The sequence below is a fragment of the Nocardia pseudobrasiliensis NBRC 108224 genome, assembly GCF_001613105.1.
GTDB classification, from domain to species: domain Bacteria; phylum Actinomycetota; class Actinomycetes; order Mycobacteriales; family Mycobacteriaceae; genus Nocardia; species Nocardia pseudobrasiliensis.
Genome location: NZ_BDBS01000005.1, coordinates 261,459 through 283,927, shown reverse-complemented (window position 1 = coordinate 283,927; position 22,469 = coordinate 261,459). Strand labels below are relative to the sequence as shown.

Here is a 22,469-nt window from a genome sequence, read left to right as displayed (position 1 = left end):
ACGATTCAGCGTGAATCACAGTGATGCGATTTCGCAGGTAGACAGCTACTTTCGATACTGGCCAGCAGCTCCCCGTCTCGTTCGCATCGAGAAGGTCAGGGGTTCGATTCCCCTTAGCTCCACCACAGACCGCCGCTCGACCCATCCGGGTCGGGCGGCGGTTTCGTTTGTTCCGGATGACCGCGCTGCGCTGCATCCCGCCGACGGTGTACAGCCGGAGTTGACCTTCGTGATCTTGCTATCTCGACAGTTTCGGGGGAAATAAACTTCTGCGAGATGTTCTGGGCGCTGCGAATCCGTATGTTCGAACGTGCAGGGAACGCGGTCGATCATCGGATCGCGATATTTATAGGGAGGGATTGTAATGAGGTTCAGGCATGTCGGGGTCGGGCGGGTGGCTACTGCGGTTGCCGCGTTCGCGGGTATCGCCCTGACCAGCTCGGTTGCTGGGGCGGAGCCCGATTCGGCGGCGGGGGGATGGGCGGGTAAGTGTTATATCGCTCATAATGATCAGACCGCTCAGGGGTGGTGCGATGGGAATGGGCCCGATTACACGTATCAGACGCTCGGGGATTGTTTGACTCGGACGAGTCCGAGTCAGTTGTATCACGAGCAGGGGCCGACTCGGTGGATGGGCGACAAGCGCAAATCTCTGATTCATTGCGCGCCCAATCTTCTCCATGCGGCCTGGCTTTACAAATATCACAAGGGGAAGCTTTACGACACGGTTCAGATCGCTTGAGTGACGCACGCGATGCGATGGGTCAGGCCGTCCAGGATCAGTGACCGATCTGGGCCTGGCTGGTCAGGACGGCAGGAAGACCTCGGTCGCTTCCTCGGAAAGCATTGCCGGAGGGAGGAAGTCGTCGGTTTGAGCCAGGTGCATCAGGCCGAGGATGGCGGCGTAGGCGATTCGCGCTCGATGTGCGGCGCGGTCCGGTGGTAGGCCGAGTTCGCGGTAGGTGCGGGTCAGGAGGTCGAGTCGGGCGCGGTTTACTCGGGCGACCGCGTCTGCGACCCGGGGGTCGGTGCGGTCGCCGAGCAGGCTGAGGTGTACCGAGGGGGCTAGCGGCTGGACGGCCCGCACGACCGTGGTGAGTAGATCGCGCAGGCGTTGTTCGGGATCGGCGACCGCGGCGAATTCGGCCAGCGCTGCTTCGCCGTGACCCCGCACCCATTCCGTGAGCGCCGCGTCGATCAGTTCGTCCCGGTTGCGGTAGTGCGCGTAGAAGCTGCCCTTGGTCACGCCGAGGGTGCGTGCCAGCGGTTCGACCGCGACCGCGGACAGCCCGCCGGCGGCGATCGCCTCGAGTGCCGCCCGCGCCCAGTCCCGGGCGGACAGCCGGGTCGTCTCCTTTGCCACGATCAAGAGGATACGCCGGAGTATTGACGGCCCCCACCAGGGAAAGATACGATTGCGTATCCATACGCAACCGTATCCATACGCGACGGTATTGAGAGTGGTCGAATGAAGCATACGAAGATTCGGCGGGTGGTGACCGGACACGATTCCGAGGGCAAGGCGCGCGTGGTCGACGACAGTGCGATCGAACCCGTCACCACCCCACTGATGCCCGGCTTCGCCGCCTACCGGTTGTGGGGTCGCGACGAACGGCCCGCATTCCCGGACGACGGCTCGCCGCGCCCCGCCGAGGCGTGGTACCCGCCTCCGAACGGGTCCCGTTTCATGATCAATACGATCCCGCCGGGCGAGCCGGTCCCGCCCCCGGAACTCGACACCGCCACGGCCCTGGACGATTTGGAACGACAGATGCCGGGCGCGATGGCCGTCGCCGAACCCGGCACCGGCGGGATGCACACCACCGACAGCATCGACTACGTCCTGGTCGTCTCGGGCGAGGTGACACTGGACCTGGACGACGGCGAGCAGACGGTGTTGCGGGCGGGCGACGTGGTCATCCAGAACGGCACCCGACACACCTGGCGCAACCACGGCACCGAAAACTGCACGATCGTCGGCGTCGCCGTCGGTGCGGACCGCGTCCTGCCCGCATAGCCTCGGGAACGGGCAATGCCCGCGGGCCATGATGCCGAATCAACCGATTACATCCGACTGGTAATTCCGAATACAGTGGTATCGGCGAAATGTGAATGGGAGCAACCCCTCGCAAGCCGCCAATACCAGGGCCCCGTAGTTTTGGGGGCAAGACGATAGCCCCCTTGATGCGCCGCGACGCTCGGATCAGCGACGGCATATTGCTTGACACAGCATGCAATTACATGGATGTCCGGCTCCACCCGATCGGGGGGATGTTCCACCAAACCCATTCGCTTACGATTCCTTCGAAAGCAGGTCGTGATCTTCGATCGATCCGCGAGGCGAGGAGCCGCAGGGGGCCTGGGTTCTCCGCTGCAGTTTTTCGGCAGTTAATGGACGAATTTCACGCCGTCGCGGAGATTGGTTGCTCATCCGATGAATTTGCAGTTTTGGTTGCGCTGGTTGACATTACAGGGTGTACCGCGAGCGGTACTGCGAGTCCAGACGATGCGGGGTGACAACTTCGCCAAGATGGTCGGACCGGAGGGTATCGAGGATCCGCACCGGTTCATCGAACAGATCCGCGCCCAGGGCAAGTTGGTGAAGACGCCGCTGCCCTGGGCGACCGCCGACTACGCGCTGGTGCGAATGATGCTGCGGGACAATCGCTTCGGCGTGCGCAGCTCGGCCCGGATCGAAATCCCCAAGGTACTGCAGAAGTTCGCGAACCGGGTGCCGCCGCCGGCCAATCCGGCCGATCCGCCCGCGATGCTGCGGCTGAATCCGCCGGAGCACACCAAGATGCGCAAACCGGTGGTCTCGGCATTCACCCCGCGCGCGGTCAAGAAGCTGCGCGATCGGGTCGAGACCGTCACCGAGGAACTGCTCGACGCCATGCCCGCCGACGGCACGGTCGATTTGGTCGAGGCGTTCGCCACCCGCGTGCCCATCGCGATCATCTTCGAAATGCTCGGCATGCCAAGGGAAGACCAGGAGAAATTCCTGATCTGGGGCGAGCAGATGACGCCCATGCTCGACATCGGCATCCCGTGGCGGGCCTACAACCGGGGCATGCGGGCGGCACAGGAGCTCAACGACTACCTCGACCGCCATATCGAGCGGCTGCGGCGGGAACCGGGCGAGGACGTCCTCAGCAATATGATCGCCAGCGGCGAGCTGGACGACTACGCCCTCAAGGCCAACACCAGCATCATCATCGGCGCGGGCTTCGAAACCACCGCCAATCTGATCAGCCACGCGATCCACCTGCTGCTCAGCAATCCGGACCAGATCGACCGGCTGCGCGCGGAACCGGAGCTGTGGCCCAATGCCGTGGAGGAGGCGCTGCGCTGCGAGCCGCCGGTATTCCTCACCGCCCGGGTGCCCCTGACCGATGTGGAACTCGAGGGCATCCCACTGCCGCAGGGCACCATGATCATGCTGTCGGTGGCCGGCGCGAATCGAGACCCCGGGGTATTTGCCGATCCGCACCGATTCGACGTCGCCCGCTCGAATGCCAATGAGCACCTGTCGTTCAGCAGCGGCGTGCACGCCTGCTTCGGCGCCAACCTGGCGCGGATGGAAGCCGGCTACGCCCTGCGCGCGCTGTTCGAACGCTTTCCGAAGATGCGGGCCGCGGCGCCGCCACAACTGCGTCCACAACTCACCTTCCGCGGTTACGCGCACGTTCCGGCCGAACTCGGGCCGAGCGCCCGCCCGACCCACTCCGCCATCGGTTGAATCGAGTCGCGGAAAGCCATCGAACTACCCGGTATAAATCGCGAACAATTCTTTCGCAGGAAACCCGGTCGAAACTTTTGCTGCGGTTTACACGAGAAAACTGGAAAAGCCCACCCGATCGGGGGGATGTGCGTCCATCACTGTTCACTTATGATTTTCATCGGAAGCAAGTCGTGATCATCTATCGGCTTGCGGGGCGGAAGGCTGTCCAGGGGGAAGCCGAAGTCCCCGATGTGCGTCCCGGGAGACACATTGCCGTCGCCAACAAATGAAATTTTGTTCGCGTCGATCGATGTGTTGTTACAAAACGAGGTTATGCGATGAATTCTGTTCACAGCTCCCCGAATGAGACCGCGCCGGCCGTATCCGATGGCATTGCAGTCGTGGGGATCGGATGTCGGTTCCCAGGACAGGTTCGCAATGTCGACGACTTCTGGCGACTTCTGATCGAGGAGCGTGACGCGGTTCGCGAGGTTCCCGAGGACCGCTGGAGCGCAACCGCTTTCTACGACCGCGACGCGGGCCGCCCCGGACATATGCGCACCCGCACCGGCGGCTATCTCGACGACGTGTCGTCGTTCGACGCGCACTTCTTCGGGATCACCCCGACCGAGGCCGCGCGCATCGATCCCCAGCAGCGGCTGTTCCTGGAGACCACCTGGGAGGCCCTCCAGGATGCGGGCATCGTCCCCGAGAGCATCGCGGGCGAGAAGGTGGCCGTCTACGCCGGCGTCTCCGGCCACGACTACGGCATCATCCAGCTCAATCCGGAGAACCGCTATCAGATCGGCGGTCATACGATGACCGGCGTCACCAACTGCATTGTGGCCAACCGCGTTTCGTATCTGCTGGATCTGCGCGGCCCGAGTATGACCGTGGATACGGCCTGTTCGTCCTCGCTGGTCGCGATTCACCTGGCGATCCGCAGCATTCGCTCGGGCGAGGCGACCATGGCGCTGGTCGGCGGCGTCAGCACCCTGCTGCTGCCGGAGGCGACCATCGGCTTCAGCCAGGGCACCTTCCTGTCCCCCGAGGGCCGCTGCCAGTCGTTCAGCAAATCCGGTGACGGCTACATCCGCAGCGAGGGTTCGGGCACGATCGTGCTGAAACCGCTGTCGGCGGCCGTCGCCGACGGCGATCACATCTACGCGGTCATCCGCGGCAGCGCGACCAATCAGGACGGCCGCACCAACGGCATCTCGGTGCCGAGCGAGGACGCGCAGGCCGAGATGATCAGGGACGCCTGCCGCGACGCGGGCGTCACGCCCACCGATATCGGCTATATCGAGGCGCACGGCACGGGCACCTCGGTCGGCGACCCGATCGAGGCGCGCGCACTGGGTAAGGTGCTCGGCGCGGGACGAAACGGCCAGGGCCCCTGCATCGTCGGCGCGGTGAAGTCGAATGTCGGCCACCTCGAGTCCGCGGCCGGCATGGTCGGCATCATCAAGGCCTGCCTGGTCGTCGGCAATGGTGAGATCCCCGCGAATCTGCATGCGGAGGAACCGAATCCGACGATCCCGTTCGAGGACCTCGGCCTGGCGCTCGCGCAGTCGCGGCAGCCCTGGCCCGGCGACGGCCCGCGCTTGGCGGGTGTGAACTCCTTCGGTTTCGGCGGCTCCAACGCCCACGTCATCCTGGAGGGTCCGCCCGCCGCCGCACCGCAAGCGGATTCGACCGACGAGGTCGAGGCCGACGAGCCCGTACTGTTCACCCTCAGCGCGAAGACCAAGGACGCGCTGCTGGCCTACGCCGACACCTACGCCGATTTCCTGGGCGATCCGAAGACCGCACTGCCCGCGGTCGCCGCCGCGCAGGCCCGCACGCGCTCGCATTACGACCAGCGCCTGGCCATGGTGGCCTCCTCCACCGAGCAGCTGCGCGACGCCCTGCGCGATCTGGCCCGCGGTTCGGAGCCCGAGGCATTGCGCACCGGGGTGAAGACCCCCGGCCTGTCGAATGTGGCCTTCGTCTTCTCCGGTCAGGGTCCGCAGTGGTGGGGTATGGCCCGCGAATTGCTTTCCGAGAACCCGATTTTCCGGCAGACCGTCGAGCGCGTGGACGCCGAACTGCGCAAGCACGCCGACTGGAGCGTGCTCGAGGAACTCGGTCGCGACGAGGCCGACAGCCGCATCGGCGAGACCTTCATCGCCCAGCCCGCGGTGTTCGCGGTGCAGGTCGGACTCGCGGCGCTGTGGCAGAGCTGGGGCATCACCCCCGCGGCCGTCATCGGACACAGCATCGGCGAGGTCGCCGCGGCGTATGTTTCCGGCGCGCTGTCGTTCGAGGACGCGGTTCGAGTCATCTTCCACCGCAGCCGCGTTCAGCAGCAGGCCTCCGGCAAGGGCAAGATGCTCGCGGTCGGCCTGCCGTATCACGAGGCCGAGCAGCGCATCACCGACTACCGCGGCCGGGTCGAGGTCGCCGCGCTCAACGGGCCCGAATCCACCGCGCTCGCAGGCGATCCCGATGCGCTCGAGGAGATCCGGGCCGAACTGGATCGGGATCGGATCTTCTGCCGCATGCTGCAGGTCGCGGTGGCCTTCCACAGCCATCACATGGATCCGCTGCACGACGAACTGCTCGAATCGCTCTCGGGTATCACCTCGGGTCCGGCCACGGTTCCGATGTATTCGACGGTCACCGGCAATGTCGTGCCGACCGGCGGACTCGACGCGCAGTACTGGTGGCGCAATATCCGCGAACCCGTCCGGTTCGCGCCCACCATCGACCGCCTCATCGAGGATCGGCATCTGACCTTCGTGGAACTGGGTCCGCATCCGATCCATTCGACCGCCATCGGCGAACTGCTCACCAAGCGGCAGGCCCAGGGTGTCGCGGTACCGTCGCTGCATCGCAAGCAGAGCGATCGCGCCACCCTGCTGGCCTCGCTCGGCTCGCTGTACACGGCCGGATTCGACCCGGCGTGGGAGACCGTATTCGACGGCGACTCCGAGCGCGTGCAGCTGCCCTTCTACCCGTGGCAGCGCGAAACCTATTGGCTGGAGACGCCGACCTCGCGCGAGGCGCGCTTCCCGTCGCTGGGCCATCCCCTCGTGGGGACCCGCAAACCCGTCGCCGACGAGCCGGACAAGTACGTCTGGGAACTGGTCATGGATACGGCCGTGTTCCCGTGGCTCGAGGACCATCGCGTCCAGGGTCCGATCGTGTTCCCCGGCGCGGGTCATCTGGACCTCGTGGTCGGTTGCGCCACAGACGCTTTCGGCGCGGATCGCTACTCGGTCGAGAATGTCGAGTTCCGTCGCCCGCTGTTCGTGTTCGACGATCGGCCCGCCCCGCTGGTGCAGGTGGTGCTGTCCCAGTCGATGCACTTCGGGATCTACAGCCTGCAGGACGGTGACAAGGACTGGGTGCTGCACTCGGAGGGCACGCTGCGCCGCGGCGCGCCCGAAACCGAAGTGCCCGTACCGTTCTCGGAGCTGGACGCGCACTGCCCCCTGGAATTCGATCCGGCGAAGGTCTTCGCGAAGTTCCGCAACAACGGCCTGATGCTCGGTCCGATCTTCCGGGCGATCACCAAGCTGAAGTACGGCGAACTGCGCTCGCTCGGCCGCATCGACACCCCCGATGCCATCGCGGACGAGGCCTCCCGGCATCTGATCCATCCGGCGCTGCTCGACGCGTGCTTCCAGTCGCTGTCCATCGCGATGGGCAACGATCCGAACACCGACGACAAGACGCTCTACATTCCCTACGACGTCAAGCGGTTCAGCTTCCACGCGAAAGCGGGTAAGCGCGTGTACTGCTACGGCGAGGCGAACATCCTCGACGATCCGGCCTATTGTGAAGGCAATCTGTGGCTGCTCAACGAGGACGGCACGCTGGTGGCCGAATTCGAGGGCTTCAAGGGCAAGTCGATCACCCAGCCCACCGAGGATCGCGACGCGCTGATGCAGTGGCTCTACGAGTACCAGTGGCGCGCGGCGCCGGTGCGCACCAGGACGCTGCTGCCCGCCGACTTCGTACCGGATGCCGAGGCCCTGCAGGCCGCCGTCGATCCGATCATCGAGGAAGTGCGCGACTGGTCGCTCAATCGCGAGTACTACGCGGTGACCGAGGCGGAGATGAACCGCCTGTGCATCGCGTATGTGACCGAGGCCTTCTACCGGCTGGGCATGGATTTCACACAGGGCCGCACCTTCACCCTCGACGAGATCTCCCGCGAACTGGGCGTGCACGACAAGCATCGCGACTATCTGGCTCGCCTGCTGGAACTGCTGTCGCGGCACGGGATCACCGGTAGGGGCGGCGACGATTGGCAGTTGCTGACCGTTCCCGCCCGGGTCGACACCGCCGCGGCGTTGGCCCGACTGCGCGAACAACATCCCGAATGCGAGTCCGAGTACGCGATTCTGGAACGCTGCGGCACCGAACAGGCCGCGGTACTGCGTGACGACGTCAACCCGATCGAACTCATCTTCCCCGAGAGCGAGTTCCAGTCGGTCGTCGATCTCTACGAGACCTCGTTCTCCTTCGAGCGCTGCAACCGCACGGTCGCCAAGGTGGTCGCCGAGGCCGTGCGGGCGCTGCCGACCGATCGGCCCATCCGGGTCCTGGAAATCGGTGCGGGCACCGCGGGTACGACCGGCTGGATCCTCGCCGAACTCCCGGCCGATCGGGCGGAGTACGTCTTCACCGATATCGGCCAGCTGTTCCTGAACAAGGCGCGACAGCGGTTCGCCGAATACGACTTCGTCGACTACCGGATCCTCGATGTCGAACACGACATCGCCGAGCAGGGCTTCGATCCGCACTACTTCGACATCGTGGTCGCGGCGAATGTCCTGCACGCCACCGAGAATCTGCGCGTCACCCTCGGCAATGTCGAACAGCTGCTCACCTCGCGCGGACTGATGCTGATCGTGGAGGAGACCAATCCGCCGCACTGGGTCGATCTGACCTTCGGCATGACCGACGGCTGGTGGCGCTTCGCCGATCACGATCTGCGGCCGCACTATCCGCTGATGTCGGAGGACACCTGGCGCGAGTTCCTGCCGTCGGCGGGCTTCGAACAGGTCCGGATCTTCTCGGATATGACCAGCGCGGAGCAGACCGGCTGTTCGGTGATCGCCGCGCGCACAGGCGAAGTCGACCTCGCACCGCATCAGCCGCGGATCGAGTCGGGTGCGTGGGTGGTGCTGGCCGATGCCGACGGGGTGGCCGAGAGCTATCTCGATCTGCTCGGCGAGGCCGCCGCGGGCAGCGTGACCGTCACACGCGGAACGGCTTTCGAGCAGACCGGTGAGCGCGCCTTCCAGGTGGATCCGACCAGCAACGCCGATCTGCGGCGGGTGCTCGAGCAGGTGCGCGAGAGCGCGGGTTCCGTGGCCGGTGTTCTGCACCTGTGGAATCTGGACTTCGCCGCCGCCGAACTCACCACCGAACTGCTCTCGCGCGTGGAAAGCCACGGCGCCTACAGCGTGATCGCGCTGGCGCAGGCGGTCGAGAATCTGGAATGGCCGGTGGCGCCGCGATTCTGGGTGGCGACCTCCGGCGGGCCGCAGGTGGAGCGGGCCGATCTGGTCACCCCGTCGCAGGTGCCGAGCTGGGGCATCCTGCGGGTGCTGCTCAGCGAGCACAGCAGCCTGCGGGCCAAGATCATCGACTTCGATCCGGCGGCCGGGGCGGCCCTGCGCGCGGCCCAGCTGTTCGACGAACTGCTGCATGTGCGGACCGACGAGGAGGAGGTCGCCTACCGCGGCGACACCCGCTTCGTCGATCGCTTCGAGCACATCTCGCTCGCGGAGTTCGAATCCTCGGTCGCGACGCCCGCCCGGATGTCGGACGAGATCCCGTTCGCGCTCAGCGTTCCCGCCGAACCCGGCATCGATGAGCTGCGTTACGAGAAGCAGATCCGGCCCGCCCTCGGCCCGAACGACGTCGCGCTGCGGCCGACCGCGACCGGTCTGAACTTCCGCGACATCATGCTGACCCTCGGCGTGCTGTCGGAGGGTGCGACCCTCGGCGGGTTCTACGAGCGCAACCTCGGCGTGGAATGCGCCGGTGTCGTCACCGCGGTCGGTTCCGAGGTCGAGGGGCTCGCTCCCGGTGACGCCGTGATCGCCTTCGCCCGTGGGTGTTTCGGGTCCTCGGTGGTCACCGATGCCCAGCACGTCTACCCGGCGCCGGGCAATCTGTCGGCCGTCGAGGCCGCGACGCTGCCGATGGCCTATCTGACCGCGTGGTACGCATTGGTGGACGTGGGCCGGGTGCGGCCGGGCGAGCGGGTGCTGGTGCACGCGGCCGCCGGTGGCGTCGGACTCGCCGCGGTGCATATCGCACATCGTTTGGGCGCAACGGTTCTCGCGACCGCGGGCAGCCCGGAGAAGCGGGACTACCTGCGCTCGCTGGGCGTGGAGGAGGTCTTCGACTCCCGCTCACTGAGCTTCGCCGACGAGATCCGCCAGCGCTTCGACGGTGTCGACATCGTGCTGAATTCCCTGCAGGGCGAGACCATTCCGAAGAGTCTGGAGTTGCTGCGTCCGCACGGCCGGTTCGTCGAGATCGGCAAGAAGGACATCTACGACAACTACAAGCTGGGGCTCAAGCCGTTCGGCAACAACCTGAGCTACTCGGCCGTCGATATCGACCGCATGCTGCTGGAGGTTCCGGCCCGGTGCCGCGAGGCCATGGACAAGGTCCTCGAGCATGTGGGTGCGGGCACCCTGCCCCCGCTGCCGCATACCGATTTCGAGGCCGCGGAGGTCGAGTCGGCCTTCCGATACATGGCCAATGCCAAGCAGATCGGCAAGGTCGTCGTCGAATTCGATTCCGACGCGCAGGTGCTGGTCTATCCGACCGCGACCGGTGACGAGGTGTTCGATCCCGAGGGCACCTACCTGATCACCGGCGGCTACACGGGATTCGGCCTGCGCACCGCGCAGTGGCTGGCCGGTAAGGGCGCCCGGACCATTGTGCTGGTCGGCCGCCGGGCACAGGTCGACGCCGAGAACGAGCAGCCGATCGAGGCATTGCGCGCCAAGGGCGTCGAGGTGGTGCTCGAACGCGCCGACGTCTCGGTGGAGGCCGAGGTGGTCGGACTGCTCGAACGGATCGCGACCCTGCCTCCGCTGCGCGGGATCTACCACGCGGCCATGGTCATCGCGGACGGTCCGCTGGCCACGATGACCGAGGAGGAGTTCCTGCGGGCGGTGCGGCCGAAGGTCGACGGCGCCTGGCATCTGCACAACCACACCCGCGAACTCGAGCTGGACGCCTTCGTGATGTTCTCCTCGATGAGCTGGAACGTCGGCACGCCGGGTCAGTCGAATTACGCTGCGGCCAACGGGTTCCTGGAGGCGCTGGCGGTACATCGCCATCAGCTCGGCCTGCCCGCGCTGACGGTCAACTGGGGCGCCATCGCGGAGGTCGGCTTCGTCGCCCGCAACAAGCTCGACACCCTGTCGTGGCTGGGTTGGACGCCGATCTCACCCGATCACGCGCTCGATTTCATCGGCCGCTGCCTGGTCCAGGGCGTCAGCCGCGCCAGCGTATTCGGCGTGAACTGGGCGAAGATGAATCAGGTCATGCCGATCGTGCGCAGTTCGCCCCGGCTCGCACATCTCGCCGCGCAGGACACCGCGGGTACGTCCGCGGGGTTCGGCACCGAGGGGCTGCGCGCCGAGCTGTTCGAACTTCCCGAGGACGAGCGGCAGCCGCGGCTGGTAACCGCACTGACGCAACAGATCTCGCGGATCTTCGATATGCCGGTCGAACGCCTCGCCCAGGACGTCGGCCTGACCGATCTGGGAATGGATTCGCTGATGGCGGGCCAGATCCGCAATATGCTGGCCAAACATCTCGAGATCGACTTCCCGACCATGGGTCTGATGCGCGGCCCGTCGATCATCGAACTCGCCGGTGAGGTGCTGGCTCAGGTCTCCGGTGAAACCACCGGCGCCGCAACGACATCCCCGACACAGGCCACCGGACCCGAACGCTGGATCCGCACGGTGATCGGCCGCTCGAACACCGCCTCGATCCGGTTGTTCGCACTGCCCTTCGTCGGCGGCGGGGCCTCGGTGTTCAATCCGTGGCCGAACTACCTGCCCGACACCGTCGAGGTGGTGGGCCTCCAGTTCCCGGGCCGCGAGGATCGGCTCGACGATCTGCCGATCGACTCGATGCCGGAATTCGTCGCGGAACTGGCCGAGGCCATGCTGCCGCATCTGGATCGCACCTTCGTGGTCTACGGGCACAGCATGGGTGGACTACTCGCCTACGAGCTCACCAAATACCTCGAACAGCATTACAACGAGGTGCCGATGAAACTGATCATCGGCGGCTGGCCCGCACCGGCGCTGGTCGAGAATTACGTGCGGAATCTGAATCACATCCGCGACGGGTTCGACCTGGCAGTCGAGTCCGACAGCCGGGTGCTGGCGGTGCTGCGCGACAACAAGCTGCTCGACATCCCCGTCGAGGACGAGGGCGCGATCATGCACTGGCTGCCGGCGATCCGGGCGGATCTGAAGATGTTGGGCGAGTACCGCTACGAGAACGGCTACACGCTGCGCGCCCCGATCTCGGTGCTGCGCGGCGCGGACGATCCGGTGTTCGAAACGGATCAGCTGCAGGGCTGGGGCAAGTTGACCAGCGGCGGATTCTCGCTCACCACCGTTCCCGGTGGCCACCTGTTCATCCAGAACGCGGACGCGCAGGTGATGCGGACGATCGCTCAGGAGCTGTCCGCCGAGGACGCCTACCCGAGTTTCACGAGTCTGGTGGACGGGCACTGAGGCCACTCCAGCGCAGTTGAACAGCCTGAACGGAGAACTATGATGAAAGCGGCGCAAAGATACGACGTCGTGATCTGCGGTGGCGGCCTGGCGGGGCTGACGCTGTCGAGACAGCTGAAGATCGCCATGCCCGATCTCACGGTGCTGGTCCTCGAGCGCAGCGGGGGCGACATCCCCGACGGCGCCTACAAGGTGGGTGAGGCCACCGTCGAGGGCGGTGCGCACTACTTCAGCGAAAAACTCGGCCTCACCGGCTATTTCAACCGGCGGCATCTGCACAAGCTCGGACTGCGGATGTTCTTCGGCGATTCCCACGGGCCGCTCGAGGCGCGGCCCGAACTGGGGGCCCGGCGGTTCCCGCGGGTGACCTCCTATCAGATCGACCGCGGCCGCTTCGAACGCGATCTGCGCGAGCGGGCCGGCGAACTCGGCATCGATCTGGTGGAGCAGGCGAAGGTGCTCGACATCGAGTTGTCGAGCACCGGCGACGACCATATCGTGCACTACGAGGTCACCGGGGACAGCGCCGAGCAGACCGTGCGGGCGCGGTTCGTGGTCGACGCGTCGGGCCGCCAGCGGCTGATTCAGCGCAAGCTCGGCCTGAGCGCGCCGAGCCCGCACAAGATCAATGCGGCGTGGTGGCGGTTCCGCGGTGAGTACGACGTGGAGAAGATGACCGACACCACCAATCCGACGTGGCGACCGCCCACCCAGGAACGCCGGTGGTTCTCGACCAATCACCTGATGGGCTCCGGCTATTGGGTATGGATGATCCCGCTGTCGTCGGGTAACACCAGCATCGGCATCGTGACCGACGAGAACATCCACCCGTTCCGCACCTACGGCACGGAAAAGAAAGCCCGCCAGTGGATTTCGGAGTACGAGCCGTCGCTGGCGAAGTTCATCGAGGGCGGCGAGGTGCTCGACTTCCTCCAGGTGCGCAACGCCAGTTACGCGTCGGAGCAGATCTTCTCGCACGATCGGTGGGCCTGTGTCGGTGAGGCGGGCGTCTTCCTCGACGCCTTCTACAGCCCGGGTTCGGACTACATCGCCTACACCAACACCATCACCGCGCGGCTGATCGAGCTCGACCGCAAGGGCAAGCTGACCCCCGAGGTCTCCCAGACCTACAACCGCCTGATGCTCGACGATATGTGGCCGAACTATCTGGGGATGTACCACCAGAACTACGGCATCTTCGGCAGCGCCCCGGCCATGTTCACCAAGGTGATGTGGGATACGTCGTTCTACTGGGCGCTGCCCTCGCAGCTGCTGTTCCGGGATCTGATCGGCAATGAGGAGGCGGCGGCCGAATTCCATCCCATCGCAACGCGATTCAAGGGTATCCAGTCGCGGATGCAGGCCAATCTGCGCGCTTTCGGCGCACAGGCCGCGCAGCCGGACAAGTATCTGTTCGTGGAGTACAGCAAGGTGCCGATCTGCGCTCAGCTGCACTTGGACCTGCTCACCGACAAGACCCCCGACCAGACCTTCCGCGATATGCGGCGCAATGTCGACCGGTTGGAGTCGTGGGCGGAATCGTTCGAGCAGGAAGTCGCCAAGCGCTACGACCTTCCCGAGCGGGAACCGGTCGCGGCCGTCGGCGAGTGACCGCTGTGGAATGCGAGAGGAGCTGAATGTGACCCAGTTCGAAGGTCGCGTGGCGATCATCACCGGCGGTAGCCGCGGCATCGGCAAGGCGCTGGCCCTCGCCCTGGCCGAACAGGGCGCGAACATCGTCATCGGCGCGAAGACGATGGAGGCCGGGGGCCGGCTGCCGGGCAGCGTGCCCGATACCGTCCGCGAGATCGAGGAGCGCGGCGCGCAGGCGCTCGGGCTGTACTGCGATGTGCGCAAGGAAGCGGATCTGCAGAACCTGGTCGATCGGACCGTGGAGCGCTTCGGCCGCATCGACATTCTGGTCAACAATGCCGGTGCGATGTGGTTACAGTCGGTCGAGGGTACGCCGCACAAGCGCTACGACCTGGTGATGGCCATCAATGCCCGGGCCCCGTTCCTGCTTGCGCACCACTGCATTCCGCATATGCGCCGGGGCGGCTGGGGTCATATCGTCAACCTGAGTCCGCCGCTGGATCCCGAGGGGATTCAGCATATGGGCGGCAAGGTGGCGTACATGTCCTCCAAGTTGAACGCGACGCTGCTGACCCTCGGATTGGGCAAAGAGGTTGCCGCGGACGGGATCGCGTGCAACACGGTCTGGACCCGCACGCTGATCGGGACGCTGGCGACGCAGAATCTCGGCATCGGCAGTCCCGAGGACTGGCGCACCGAGGACATCGTCGTCGACGCCATCATGGCCGTGCTGGAACAGGATCCGGCGAAGTACACCGGCAACGCCCTGATCGACGACGAGATCCTTTCGAGCCTCAAAGGGGTCGAGGATCTGTCGCGGTATCGGTTCGTCCCCGACAAGGAGCCGACGCCGATGACCTGGGAGCGTTGGGATCTCGTCGCCGAGGTCGCACAGCAGATGTACTTCGCCGCCATGGCGGCGGCGGACAGCTCTAAGGCCTAGCGTGCCGATCCACCGCATCCGGTCGTACGCGACCCTGACCCGCGGTCTGCTCGAGGGTTCCGGCTCCAATCGGACGCTGGCCCTCGAGCTCGAGCGGCGGAGCAGAACCCAGGCGGCCGAGCCGCTGCTGCTGTTCGAGGATCGGCGATTCGACTACGCGCAGGCCAATCGGATCGTCAACGGCATCGCACACGCCTATCGGGCCGCGGGGATGGGCAAGGGCGATGCCCTGGCCCTGGTCATGGAGAACCGGCCGGAATTCCTCTGGCACTATCTGGCGGCGGGCAAGCTCGGTGTCGTTGTGGCACTGGCCAATACGCAGGCTCGCGGGGACGGTCTCGCCCACGCGCTCGAGGTGTGCGGGGCCGGACATGTGGTCGTGGGTTCGGAATGTCTGCCCGCGTTCCTGGCCATTCGCGACCGGCTGCCGAAGGAGTTGGTCGAACACAGTCTGGTGGATGTGGAAGAGAGCGAAATAGACTGCGAGACATCGGGTCTGGCGCGGTTCGCGCCGAGCGCGACGGTTACCGACCCGCCCGAGACGGCACGGCACACCCTCGGGGATACGGGCGCTTACGTTTTCACCAGCGGCACGACCGGCCTGCCCAAGGCCGCCGTTATGAGCTACCAGCGGTTGACCAGCGTCGGTCGGGTGCTCGGGGCGCTGGCCTGGCGTTTCGAACCCGGGGACGTCGTCTACAACTGCCTTCCCCTGTTCCACACCCACGCGCTGGTGATCCCGCTGGCCAGTGTGCTCACCCACGGATCCACGCTGGCGCTCGGGCGGCGGTTCTCCGCGGGCGGATTCTGGCGCGACATTCATCGTTTCGAGGCAACGGGTTTCAACTACATCGGCGAGATGTGCCGGTATCTGGTCAATACCCCGCCGGGTGAGTACGACGATCGGCATCGGCTGCGGGTGATCGTCGGGCAGGGGTTGCAGGCCGATATCTGGGAGCGACTGCGGGACCGGTTCGCGATACCGCGGATCGTGGAGATGTACGCGTCCACCGAGGGGAATATCGCCACCCTCAACCTGTCCGGAACGGTCGGATCGGTCGGGAAGCTGCGGCTGGGCGGCAAGCTCGCGAAATGGGATTTCGAACGCGAGGATTTCGTCCGCGAGAACGGGCGGCTGGTGGAGTGCGCACCGGGCGAGACCGGCGTGCTGCTCGGTCCGATTCGGAAGAAGACCCCGTTCACGGGTTATCGCGATGCCGAGGCCACCCGCACGAAGGTCGTCACCAATGCCTTCCGTGACGGAGACGCGTTGTTCAATACCGGCGATGCCTTTCGCCTGGGCGAGGGGAACAATCTGTTCTTCGTGGACCGGCTGGGTGACACCTTCCGCTACAAGGGCGAGAACGTCTCGACCATCGAGGTGGCCGAGCAGCTCACGCGGTGGCCCGGTATCGCGGCGGCCAGCGTGTACGGCGTGACGGTGCCCGGCAGCGAGGGTCGCGCGGGTATGGCGGCCGTCGTACTCGGCGACGGCGTCCGGTTCGACGGCAAGGCGCTGGCCGCCCACCTCGATGCGGCCTTGCCAACCTACGCACAGCCGCTGTTCATTCGGGTACGCTCGGCGCTGGAAACGACAGCGACACTGAAACTTTCGAAGTTGACGTTGCAGCGTGAGGGCTTCGCGCCGCGAGCAGGGGAATCCATCTACATCCGTGACGGCGTCGAGCACGGCTATCGGGAACTGACGCCGGAGCGCTACGAGGCAATTATCCGAGGCGAGGGAGGTACCGATCATGGCCGATGACACCACGATCAAGGGACACGAGGAGATCTTCAAGTACGCCATGGCGGCGGTCGATCAGATGACCCCGCCCGGCGTCGAACTGAAACTCCCCCCGCCCGCGACGACGACCCTGGGCCTGCACTTCGAGGAGTTCACCCCGGGTCACTCGATCACGGCCTCGGTCGAGATCCCCGAGAAGTACGGCAATGTGATGGGCCTGCTGCTGGGCGGCTTCCTCGCCGCCATGTTCGACGACCTGATGGCCCCCCTGAGCTACATCACCGCCAAGAACCCGACGACGAGCCTGGACCTGACAACCCACTTCCTGCGCCCGGTCTTCGTCGGCGAACGCCTCACCCTCACCGCCACGGTCCGCAAACCGGGCTCGAGCGCGATGTTCGTCGGCGCGGAGGCCTACAACAGCAAGAACAAACTGGTGGCGACGGCCATCTCCTCACTGCAGGTGATGCAGCTGTCGAAGTCGTAGCCGACGAACAGGATTGACCCGTAACGGAATCGCACCCGCAACAGACTTATCGAATCGTGGGATTCTCTCTACTACGTAACGCCACCGCCCGGGCGTGTGCCGTGGCGCTCGCCGCGATGCTGGCCGTGGGGCTGGTCGGGCAGACCGCCTCGGCGGAGCCGGGGAAGGCGTCGGCGGTCACCTCCGTCAAGAAGGACGGGCGGACTTGGCATTTGAAGGTGTATTCGGCGGCGATGGATACCGAGGTCGCTGTGGATGTGCAGCGGCCGGTGGACGAGTCCCGGTCCGCGCCGAATCTGTGGATGCTCAACGGGCTCGACGGTGGTGAGGGCACCGCGAGTTGGCAGGCGCAGACCAAGGCGCTCGAGTGGCTGGCCGACAAGCAGGTCAACGTCATCGAGCCGATCGGCGGGCGCGGGAGCTACTACACCGACTGGCAGAAGCCGGATCCCGTTCTCGGCGTGAACAAGTGGAAGACGTTCTTCACCGAGGAACTGCCGCCGCTGCTGGATTCGACGCTGAACTCCACCGGGCTCAACGCCCTGGCCGGTCTGTCGACCTCCGGCACGTCGGTGCTGCAGCTGGCCGAGGCCAAGCCGGGGCTGTGGAAGTCGGTGGCCGCCTACAGCGGTTGCGCGCAGATCGCCGATCCGATGGGACAGCAGTTCGTCAAGCTCGCCACCGAGACCTGGGCGGGCGGCAACACCCAGAACATGTACGGGCCCTCCGACAGCCCGCTGTGGTCGCAGAACGATCCGGTGATCAATGCCGAGAAGCTGCGCGGGACGCTGCTCTACGTCTCGAGCGGGAGCGGTATTCCGGTGATGGAGGATGTGAAGTACTACACCTCCAACGCCCCGGGACCGACGGGCGGGGTGAACCTCGCGCTGGGCATGATCATCGAGGCGGCCGTCAACGGCTGCACGGCCAATCTGAAGAACCGGCTCGACTCGCTGAGTATCCCGGCCACCTACAAGTTCACCCCGGTCGGCACCCACTACTGGCCGTACTGGGAGGAAGCGCTGCACGATTCGTGGCCGCTGCTGGCCGAGGGCATGGGGTTGCCAGCCTGACGTGACGGTTCCCACCGAATTCGCGGCGGGGAAATACCATGGACGTGGGTAGCACTTGAACGAGCAGGAACCCCGAACCGAGGAGGCCTGATTCGATGCGTGCCGTCAGCTACGACGCCTACGCCCACGACAATTCCACGCTGCGGGTCGGTGAACTGCCCGAACCGCGGCTCGGGCCGGGTGAGGTGCTGGTCCGGGTGCGCGCGGCGGGGGTGAACCCGGTCGATTGGAAGGTCCTGGCCGGATATCTGGATCCGATGATCGAGGGCGTGTTCCCGGTGATCCCGGGCTGGGATGTGGCGGGCGAGGTGGTCGCCCTCGGACCGGACGCCCCCGAATTCGCGGTCGGCGACGAGGTGATGGCCTATGCCCGCAAGCAGGTCGTGCACGCGGGCACCTTCGCCGAACTGGTGGCCGTCCCGGCCGAGTACCTCGCCCGCAAACCCGCGGCGCTGAACTGGGCACAGGCCGGTGGCCTGCCGCTCGCGGGGATGACCGCCCAGCGCACTCTCGATCGGCTGGAGGTCGGCCCCGGCGACACCCTGGTGGTCTACAACGCCTCGGGGGGCGTCGGCAGCTTCGCGGTACAGATCGGCCGCGACCGCGGCGCCCGGGTGATCGCGACGGCCTCCGAACGCAATCACGACTTCGTGCGCGAGCTGGGCGGCGAACCGGTGGCCTACGGCGACGGCGAGGTCGAGCGGATCCGCGCGCTCGCCCCGGACGGCGTCACCGCGGTGGCCGATTTCGTCGGAGGTCAGCTCGACACCACCCTGGCCATCCTCGCGACCGGCGGCCGACACGCCTCGATCGCCGACGGCGAGGTGGAAAAGCATGGCGGACATGTGATCTGGGTCCGGCCGGACGGCGCGAAACTCACCGAACTGGCGGCGCTGGCCGACCGCGGCGCGCTCACGGTGGAGGTCGCGCGGACCTTCGGCCTCGACGAGGTCGGCGCGGCCTTCGACGCCAGCCGCACCGGCCACACCCGGGGCAAATTGGTGATCGTGCCCTGACGCCTAGCGCGTGGGCTCGTCCGGATCGCAGATCGCATCGGCCGCGGGGCGGAACCCGGTGGCCAGGTAGGCGTTGACGGAGAACCGAACGCAGGCGCTCAGTCCGGGCCGGAAGGTCATGTGAATTCTGGTGTCGCGCAGGGTGATCAGCCGGGATTCGGCCATGACGGCATGCAGCTGCAGGGCTCCCGCATAGGGCGTGCGCGGATCGTCGGCGGCCTGCACGATCAGCGCGGGCACCGCATTGCGCACGGCCGTGGCCGGTTCCACCGGTCGCGGCCAGAACGCGCACGGTTGAATATTGTTGGCCATCGCGCCGAATACCGGCTGGGTGACCCGGGTCGCCTCGATATTGCGCCGGTACCAGGCGATTTCGGTCGGCGCACCGGCATCGGCGCAGGCGATCTCGGTTAGCGCGGAATTCTCCCCGTCCCGTATCGCCTCGAGCAGACCCTGCAACCGCGGGGTCCGCGCCGCCGCGGGCGGCTGGCCCACCGCATCCGTTATCTCCCGAATCGTTTCCGCCAGTACGCCATTGGATCGAAAGCTGACCACCAGATTGTGCAGTAGAAACGGCAGCCAGTGGTCATCGATGGCGAATCCGTCCAGGATGACCGGCTGCCGCCCGACCGCGCGGAGCAGCTCCTCGACGGTGGCACGCACCTTGTCCGGAGTATCACCGAGGCGATAACTCTCATCGCGCGCGGCCGCCCAGCGCGCCCATTCGTCCAGCGCGATCTCATCCGACGGCCCCCAATCCCGCACCATCCCTTCCCAATACCGAGCGGGGTCGATGGCGCTGTCGAACACCATGCGATCGCTGTGGCTGGGGAACATCTGTGTGTAGACCGCGCCCAGATAGGTGCCGTAGGAGACGCCGTAGTAGGCGAGCGCGGGTGCGCCGAGCGCCGCCCGGATCACGTCCATGTCCCGGGCGGTATTGCGGGTGGTGAACTGCCGCCGCGTGGCGGAGTCGCGGGCCAGACAGGTGGCCGCCATACCGGCCGCTTCCACCGTGTCGTGGCGAAACCCCTTGTCCGACAGCCCGGCCGAGCGAATCATCTCCCCCACCGGCCAGCCGCACAGCGGCGCGGCGGTGGACCGTCCGATACCGCGCGGATCCATACCGATCAGGTCGTAGCGGGCGAGAACCTCCGGATCGAGTACATCGCCGAGCAGTCCCACGGTGTCCAAGCCCTCCGCGCCGGGACCGCCGGGATTGGCGAGCAGCACCCCGCGCCGCTGCTCCCCATTGCCCGCCCGGATGCGCGAGATCGCCACGGTGATGGCGCGATCGCGCGGCCGGGAGTAGTCCAGCGGCACGCGCACCTCGGCGCATTCGGCTCCGGCGGCGTCCATCTCATCGATACCGCAGGGCTGCCAGCTCAGCCGCTGACCGTAGAAGCGGGCCAATCCGCTCGGGTCCGGATCGGCCCCGCTCAACGACAACACCGCACAGACCGAAGCGATAACAACCACCAGCCGGAACAACACCCGTGCACGGTATCCGACCGATCGGTTCCGTGGCGCGGCGAACGGCGGCTCAGCTCGGCCAGGTGAACTTCGGATCGGAGATGTAGTCGAGCCGACGCTGATCCAGGGCCATCGTCACCATCTCGTGGGCGCCCGGTCCGATGATCCGGCGCAGCGGCGGATTCGACATGGCCACCAGGTCGAGCAGTTCGGCCGCGGCCACCTCCGGCGCGGGCTCCGCCCACTCCGGATTCTCGGCCGCGGCGGGCGGATTCGCGGGATCCGGATACTCCGCCATGCCGAGAATGCCCGCGCGGATCTCGTCGTAGGCCGGATTGCGTTGTGCGAAGCGCATACTCGACTTCGCCCAATCGGTGTCGAAGCCGCCCATCTGGGCCAGCGTCACCGAGATGCCGAAGGGGCGCAGCTCATCCGCGAGCGAGGCGCTGAAACCCTCCAGCGCCCACTTGCTGGCGTTGTACATGCTGAACAGCGGCAGCGATCCGACCGCGCCGACGGTCGAGATCTGCACGATATGGCCCGACCCCTGCTCGCGCAGATGCGGGATCGCGGCCTGCGTAACCCACACCGCGCCATAGAAATTGGTGTCCATCTGTTCGCGGATCTGCCGCTCGTCGAGTTCCTCCACCGCGCCGACCAGGCCGTAGCCCGCGTTGTTCACGATGACATCGATCGATCCGGCGACCTCGAACGCCCGCTCGACCGTGGCGAATACGCGCTCGCGGTCGCGAACATCCAACGGCAGCACGGTCAGCCGATCCTGGGCGAGGTCGGCCATGGTCCGCGGATCACGAGCGGTCGCGACGACGCGGTCACCCTGCGCCAGCGCCGCCACCGTGAAGGCCCGGCCCAGGCCGCGGTTGGCTCCGGTGATGAACCAAGTTCTGGTCAAGGTAACTCCTCTCGTAACGAGACGGTCCGTCTCGTGCCGCAGCAGCATCCCATCCCTTCCCACGTCATGTCAAGACGAGACGTATCGTCTCATTTCGCGCTAAACTCCACGCCATGACCGACAAGCCGAGCGCCACCCGGCGCAGCGAGCGCGCCCGGGCCGCCATCCTCACCGCCGCGGCCGAACTGATCGGCGAGGTGCCCTATCCCAAACTGGGCATCGAGGCGATCGCCGCCCGGGCGGGGGTCGGCAAGCAGACGATCTATCGCTGGTGGCCGTCCAAGGGTGCGGTGGTACTGGACGCGATGCTCGAAAGCTATTCCAGCCCCGAAGGTTTGAGCCTGCCCGATACCGGCGATATCCGCGCCGATCTGCGCCTGCTGCTGCGCGGCGCGGCCGCCGAACTCACCGATCCGGCCAAGGACGGCTTCCTGCGCGCGATGTACATCGAGATCCAGCACGATCCGGAGATCGGCCGCTACTACCGCGAACGGCTACTGCTCCCGCAGCGCGCGGCCCTGACCGAACGCCTGAACTCGGCGGTCGCCACGGGTCAGCTGCGCCATGATCTGGACACCGAGATCGCCATCGATCTACTGCTCGGCCCACTGCAATACCGCTGGTCATTGGGATTGGACGGCCTCACCTCGACCTACGCCGACACCATCCTGGAGGCGGCCCTCACCTATCTGCGGCCGATGTGACGCAAATTGCAGTGCATGAAAAATT

Annotated in this window: 13 protein-coding genes; 10 read left to right on the top strand and 3 right to left on the bottom strand. The window is 66.1% G+C overall.

Annotated elements, in window-relative coordinates:
* Positions 1-805: 805 nt before the first annotated feature.
* A complete protein-coding gene (locus NP4_RS08195) occupies positions 806-1,363 on the bottom strand; it encodes a TetR/AcrR family transcriptional regulator (RefSeq protein ID WP_067994858.1) in 558 nt (185 codons plus the stop codon).
* 105 nt (positions 1,364-1,468) lie between these two features.
* Here NP4_RS08195 and NP4_RS08190 point away from each other — a divergent pair, with 105 nt between their 5' ends.
* The 9 genes from NP4_RS08190 to NP4_RS08150 all read left to right on the top strand — a co-directional run bounded on the left by NP4_RS08190 (position 1,469) and on the right by NP4_RS08150 (position 19,354).
* Positions 1,469-2,017 carry a cupin domain-containing protein gene (locus NP4_RS08190; protein WP_067994346.1) on the top strand — a complete coding sequence of 183 codons (549 nt, stop codon included), beginning with the start codon at positions 1,469-1,471 and terminating at the stop codon, positions 2,015-2,017.
* 489 nt (positions 2,018-2,506) lie between these two features.
* On the top strand, positions 2,507-3,739 hold the full coding sequence (locus tag NP4_RS08185; protein WP_245997768.1) for a cytochrome P450: 1,233 nt from the start codon (positions 2,507-2,509) through the stop codon (positions 3,737-3,739).
* A 383-nt stretch (positions 3,740-4,122) separates the two neighbouring features.
* Positions 4,123-12,498, top strand: coding sequence for a type I polyketide synthase (locus tag NP4_RS08180; protein WP_169813690.1), 8,376 nt, complete (start codon positions 4,123-4,125; stop codon positions 12,496-12,498).
* Positions 12,499-12,540: 42 nt separating this feature from the next.
* Entirely contained in the window at positions 12,541-14,109 is a 1,569-nt protein-coding gene (locus tag NP4_RS08175) for an NAD(P)/FAD-dependent oxidoreductase (protein WP_211335852.1), read from the top strand.
* Positions 14,110-14,137: 28 nt separating this feature from the next.
* On the top strand, positions 14,138-15,034 hold the full coding sequence (locus NP4_RS08170; protein ID WP_169813689.1) for an SDR family oxidoreductase: 897 nt from the start codon (positions 14,138-14,140) through the stop codon (positions 15,032-15,034).
* Between the two features lies 1 nt (position 15,035).
* Positions 15,036-16,799 carry a long-chain-acyl-CoA synthetase gene (locus NP4_RS08165; protein ID WP_067994333.1) on the top strand — a complete coding sequence of 588 codons (1,764 nt, stop codon included), beginning with the start codon at positions 15,036-15,038 and terminating at the stop codon, positions 16,797-16,799.
* The gene (locus NP4_RS08160; RefSeq protein ID WP_067994330.1) at positions 16,789-17,265 is read left to right on the top strand and encodes a PaaI family thioesterase; all 477 of its coding nucleotides are present in this window, start codon (positions 16,789-16,791) and stop codon (positions 17,263-17,265) included. The genes NP4_RS08165 and NP4_RS08160 overlap by 11 nt, the downstream gene beginning before the upstream one ends.
* Positions 17,266-17,381: 116 nt before the next feature.
* A complete protein-coding gene (locus NP4_RS08155; protein WP_067994856.1) occupies positions 17,382-18,338 on the top strand; it encodes an alpha/beta hydrolase in 957 nt (318 codons plus the stop codon).
* 95 nt (positions 18,339-18,433) lie between these two features.
* Positions 18,434-19,354, top strand: a complete 921-nt coding sequence (locus NP4_RS08150; protein ID WP_067994328.1) for an NADP-dependent oxidoreductase — start codon at positions 18,434-18,436, stop codon at positions 19,352-19,354.
* Positions 19,355-19,357: 3 nt separating this feature from the next.
* Here NP4_RS08150 and NP4_RS08145 read toward each other — a convergent pair whose 3' ends face one another.
* The gene (locus NP4_RS08145) at positions 19,358-20,848 is read right to left on the bottom strand and encodes an alpha/beta fold hydrolase (RefSeq protein ID WP_067994325.1); all 1,491 of its coding nucleotides are present in this window, start codon (positions 20,846-20,848) and stop codon (positions 19,358-19,360) included.
* Positions 20,849-20,897: 49 nt separating this feature from the next.
* Positions 20,898-21,788: an SDR family NAD(P)-dependent oxidoreductase gene (locus tag NP4_RS08140; protein ID WP_067994322.1), complete on the bottom strand. Its 891-nt coding sequence runs from the start codon at positions 21,786-21,788 to the stop codon at positions 20,898-20,900.
* 65 nt (positions 21,789-21,853) lie between these two features.
* On the opposite strand from NP4_RS08140, the gene NP4_RS08135 reads away from it, so the two are divergent.
* Complete coding sequence (locus NP4_RS08135; protein WP_067994319.1) at positions 21,854-22,444, top strand: TetR/AcrR family transcriptional regulator; 591 nt, start codon at positions 21,854-21,856, stop codon at positions 22,442-22,444.
* The last annotated feature ends 25 nt before the right edge of the window (positions 22,445-22,469 follow it).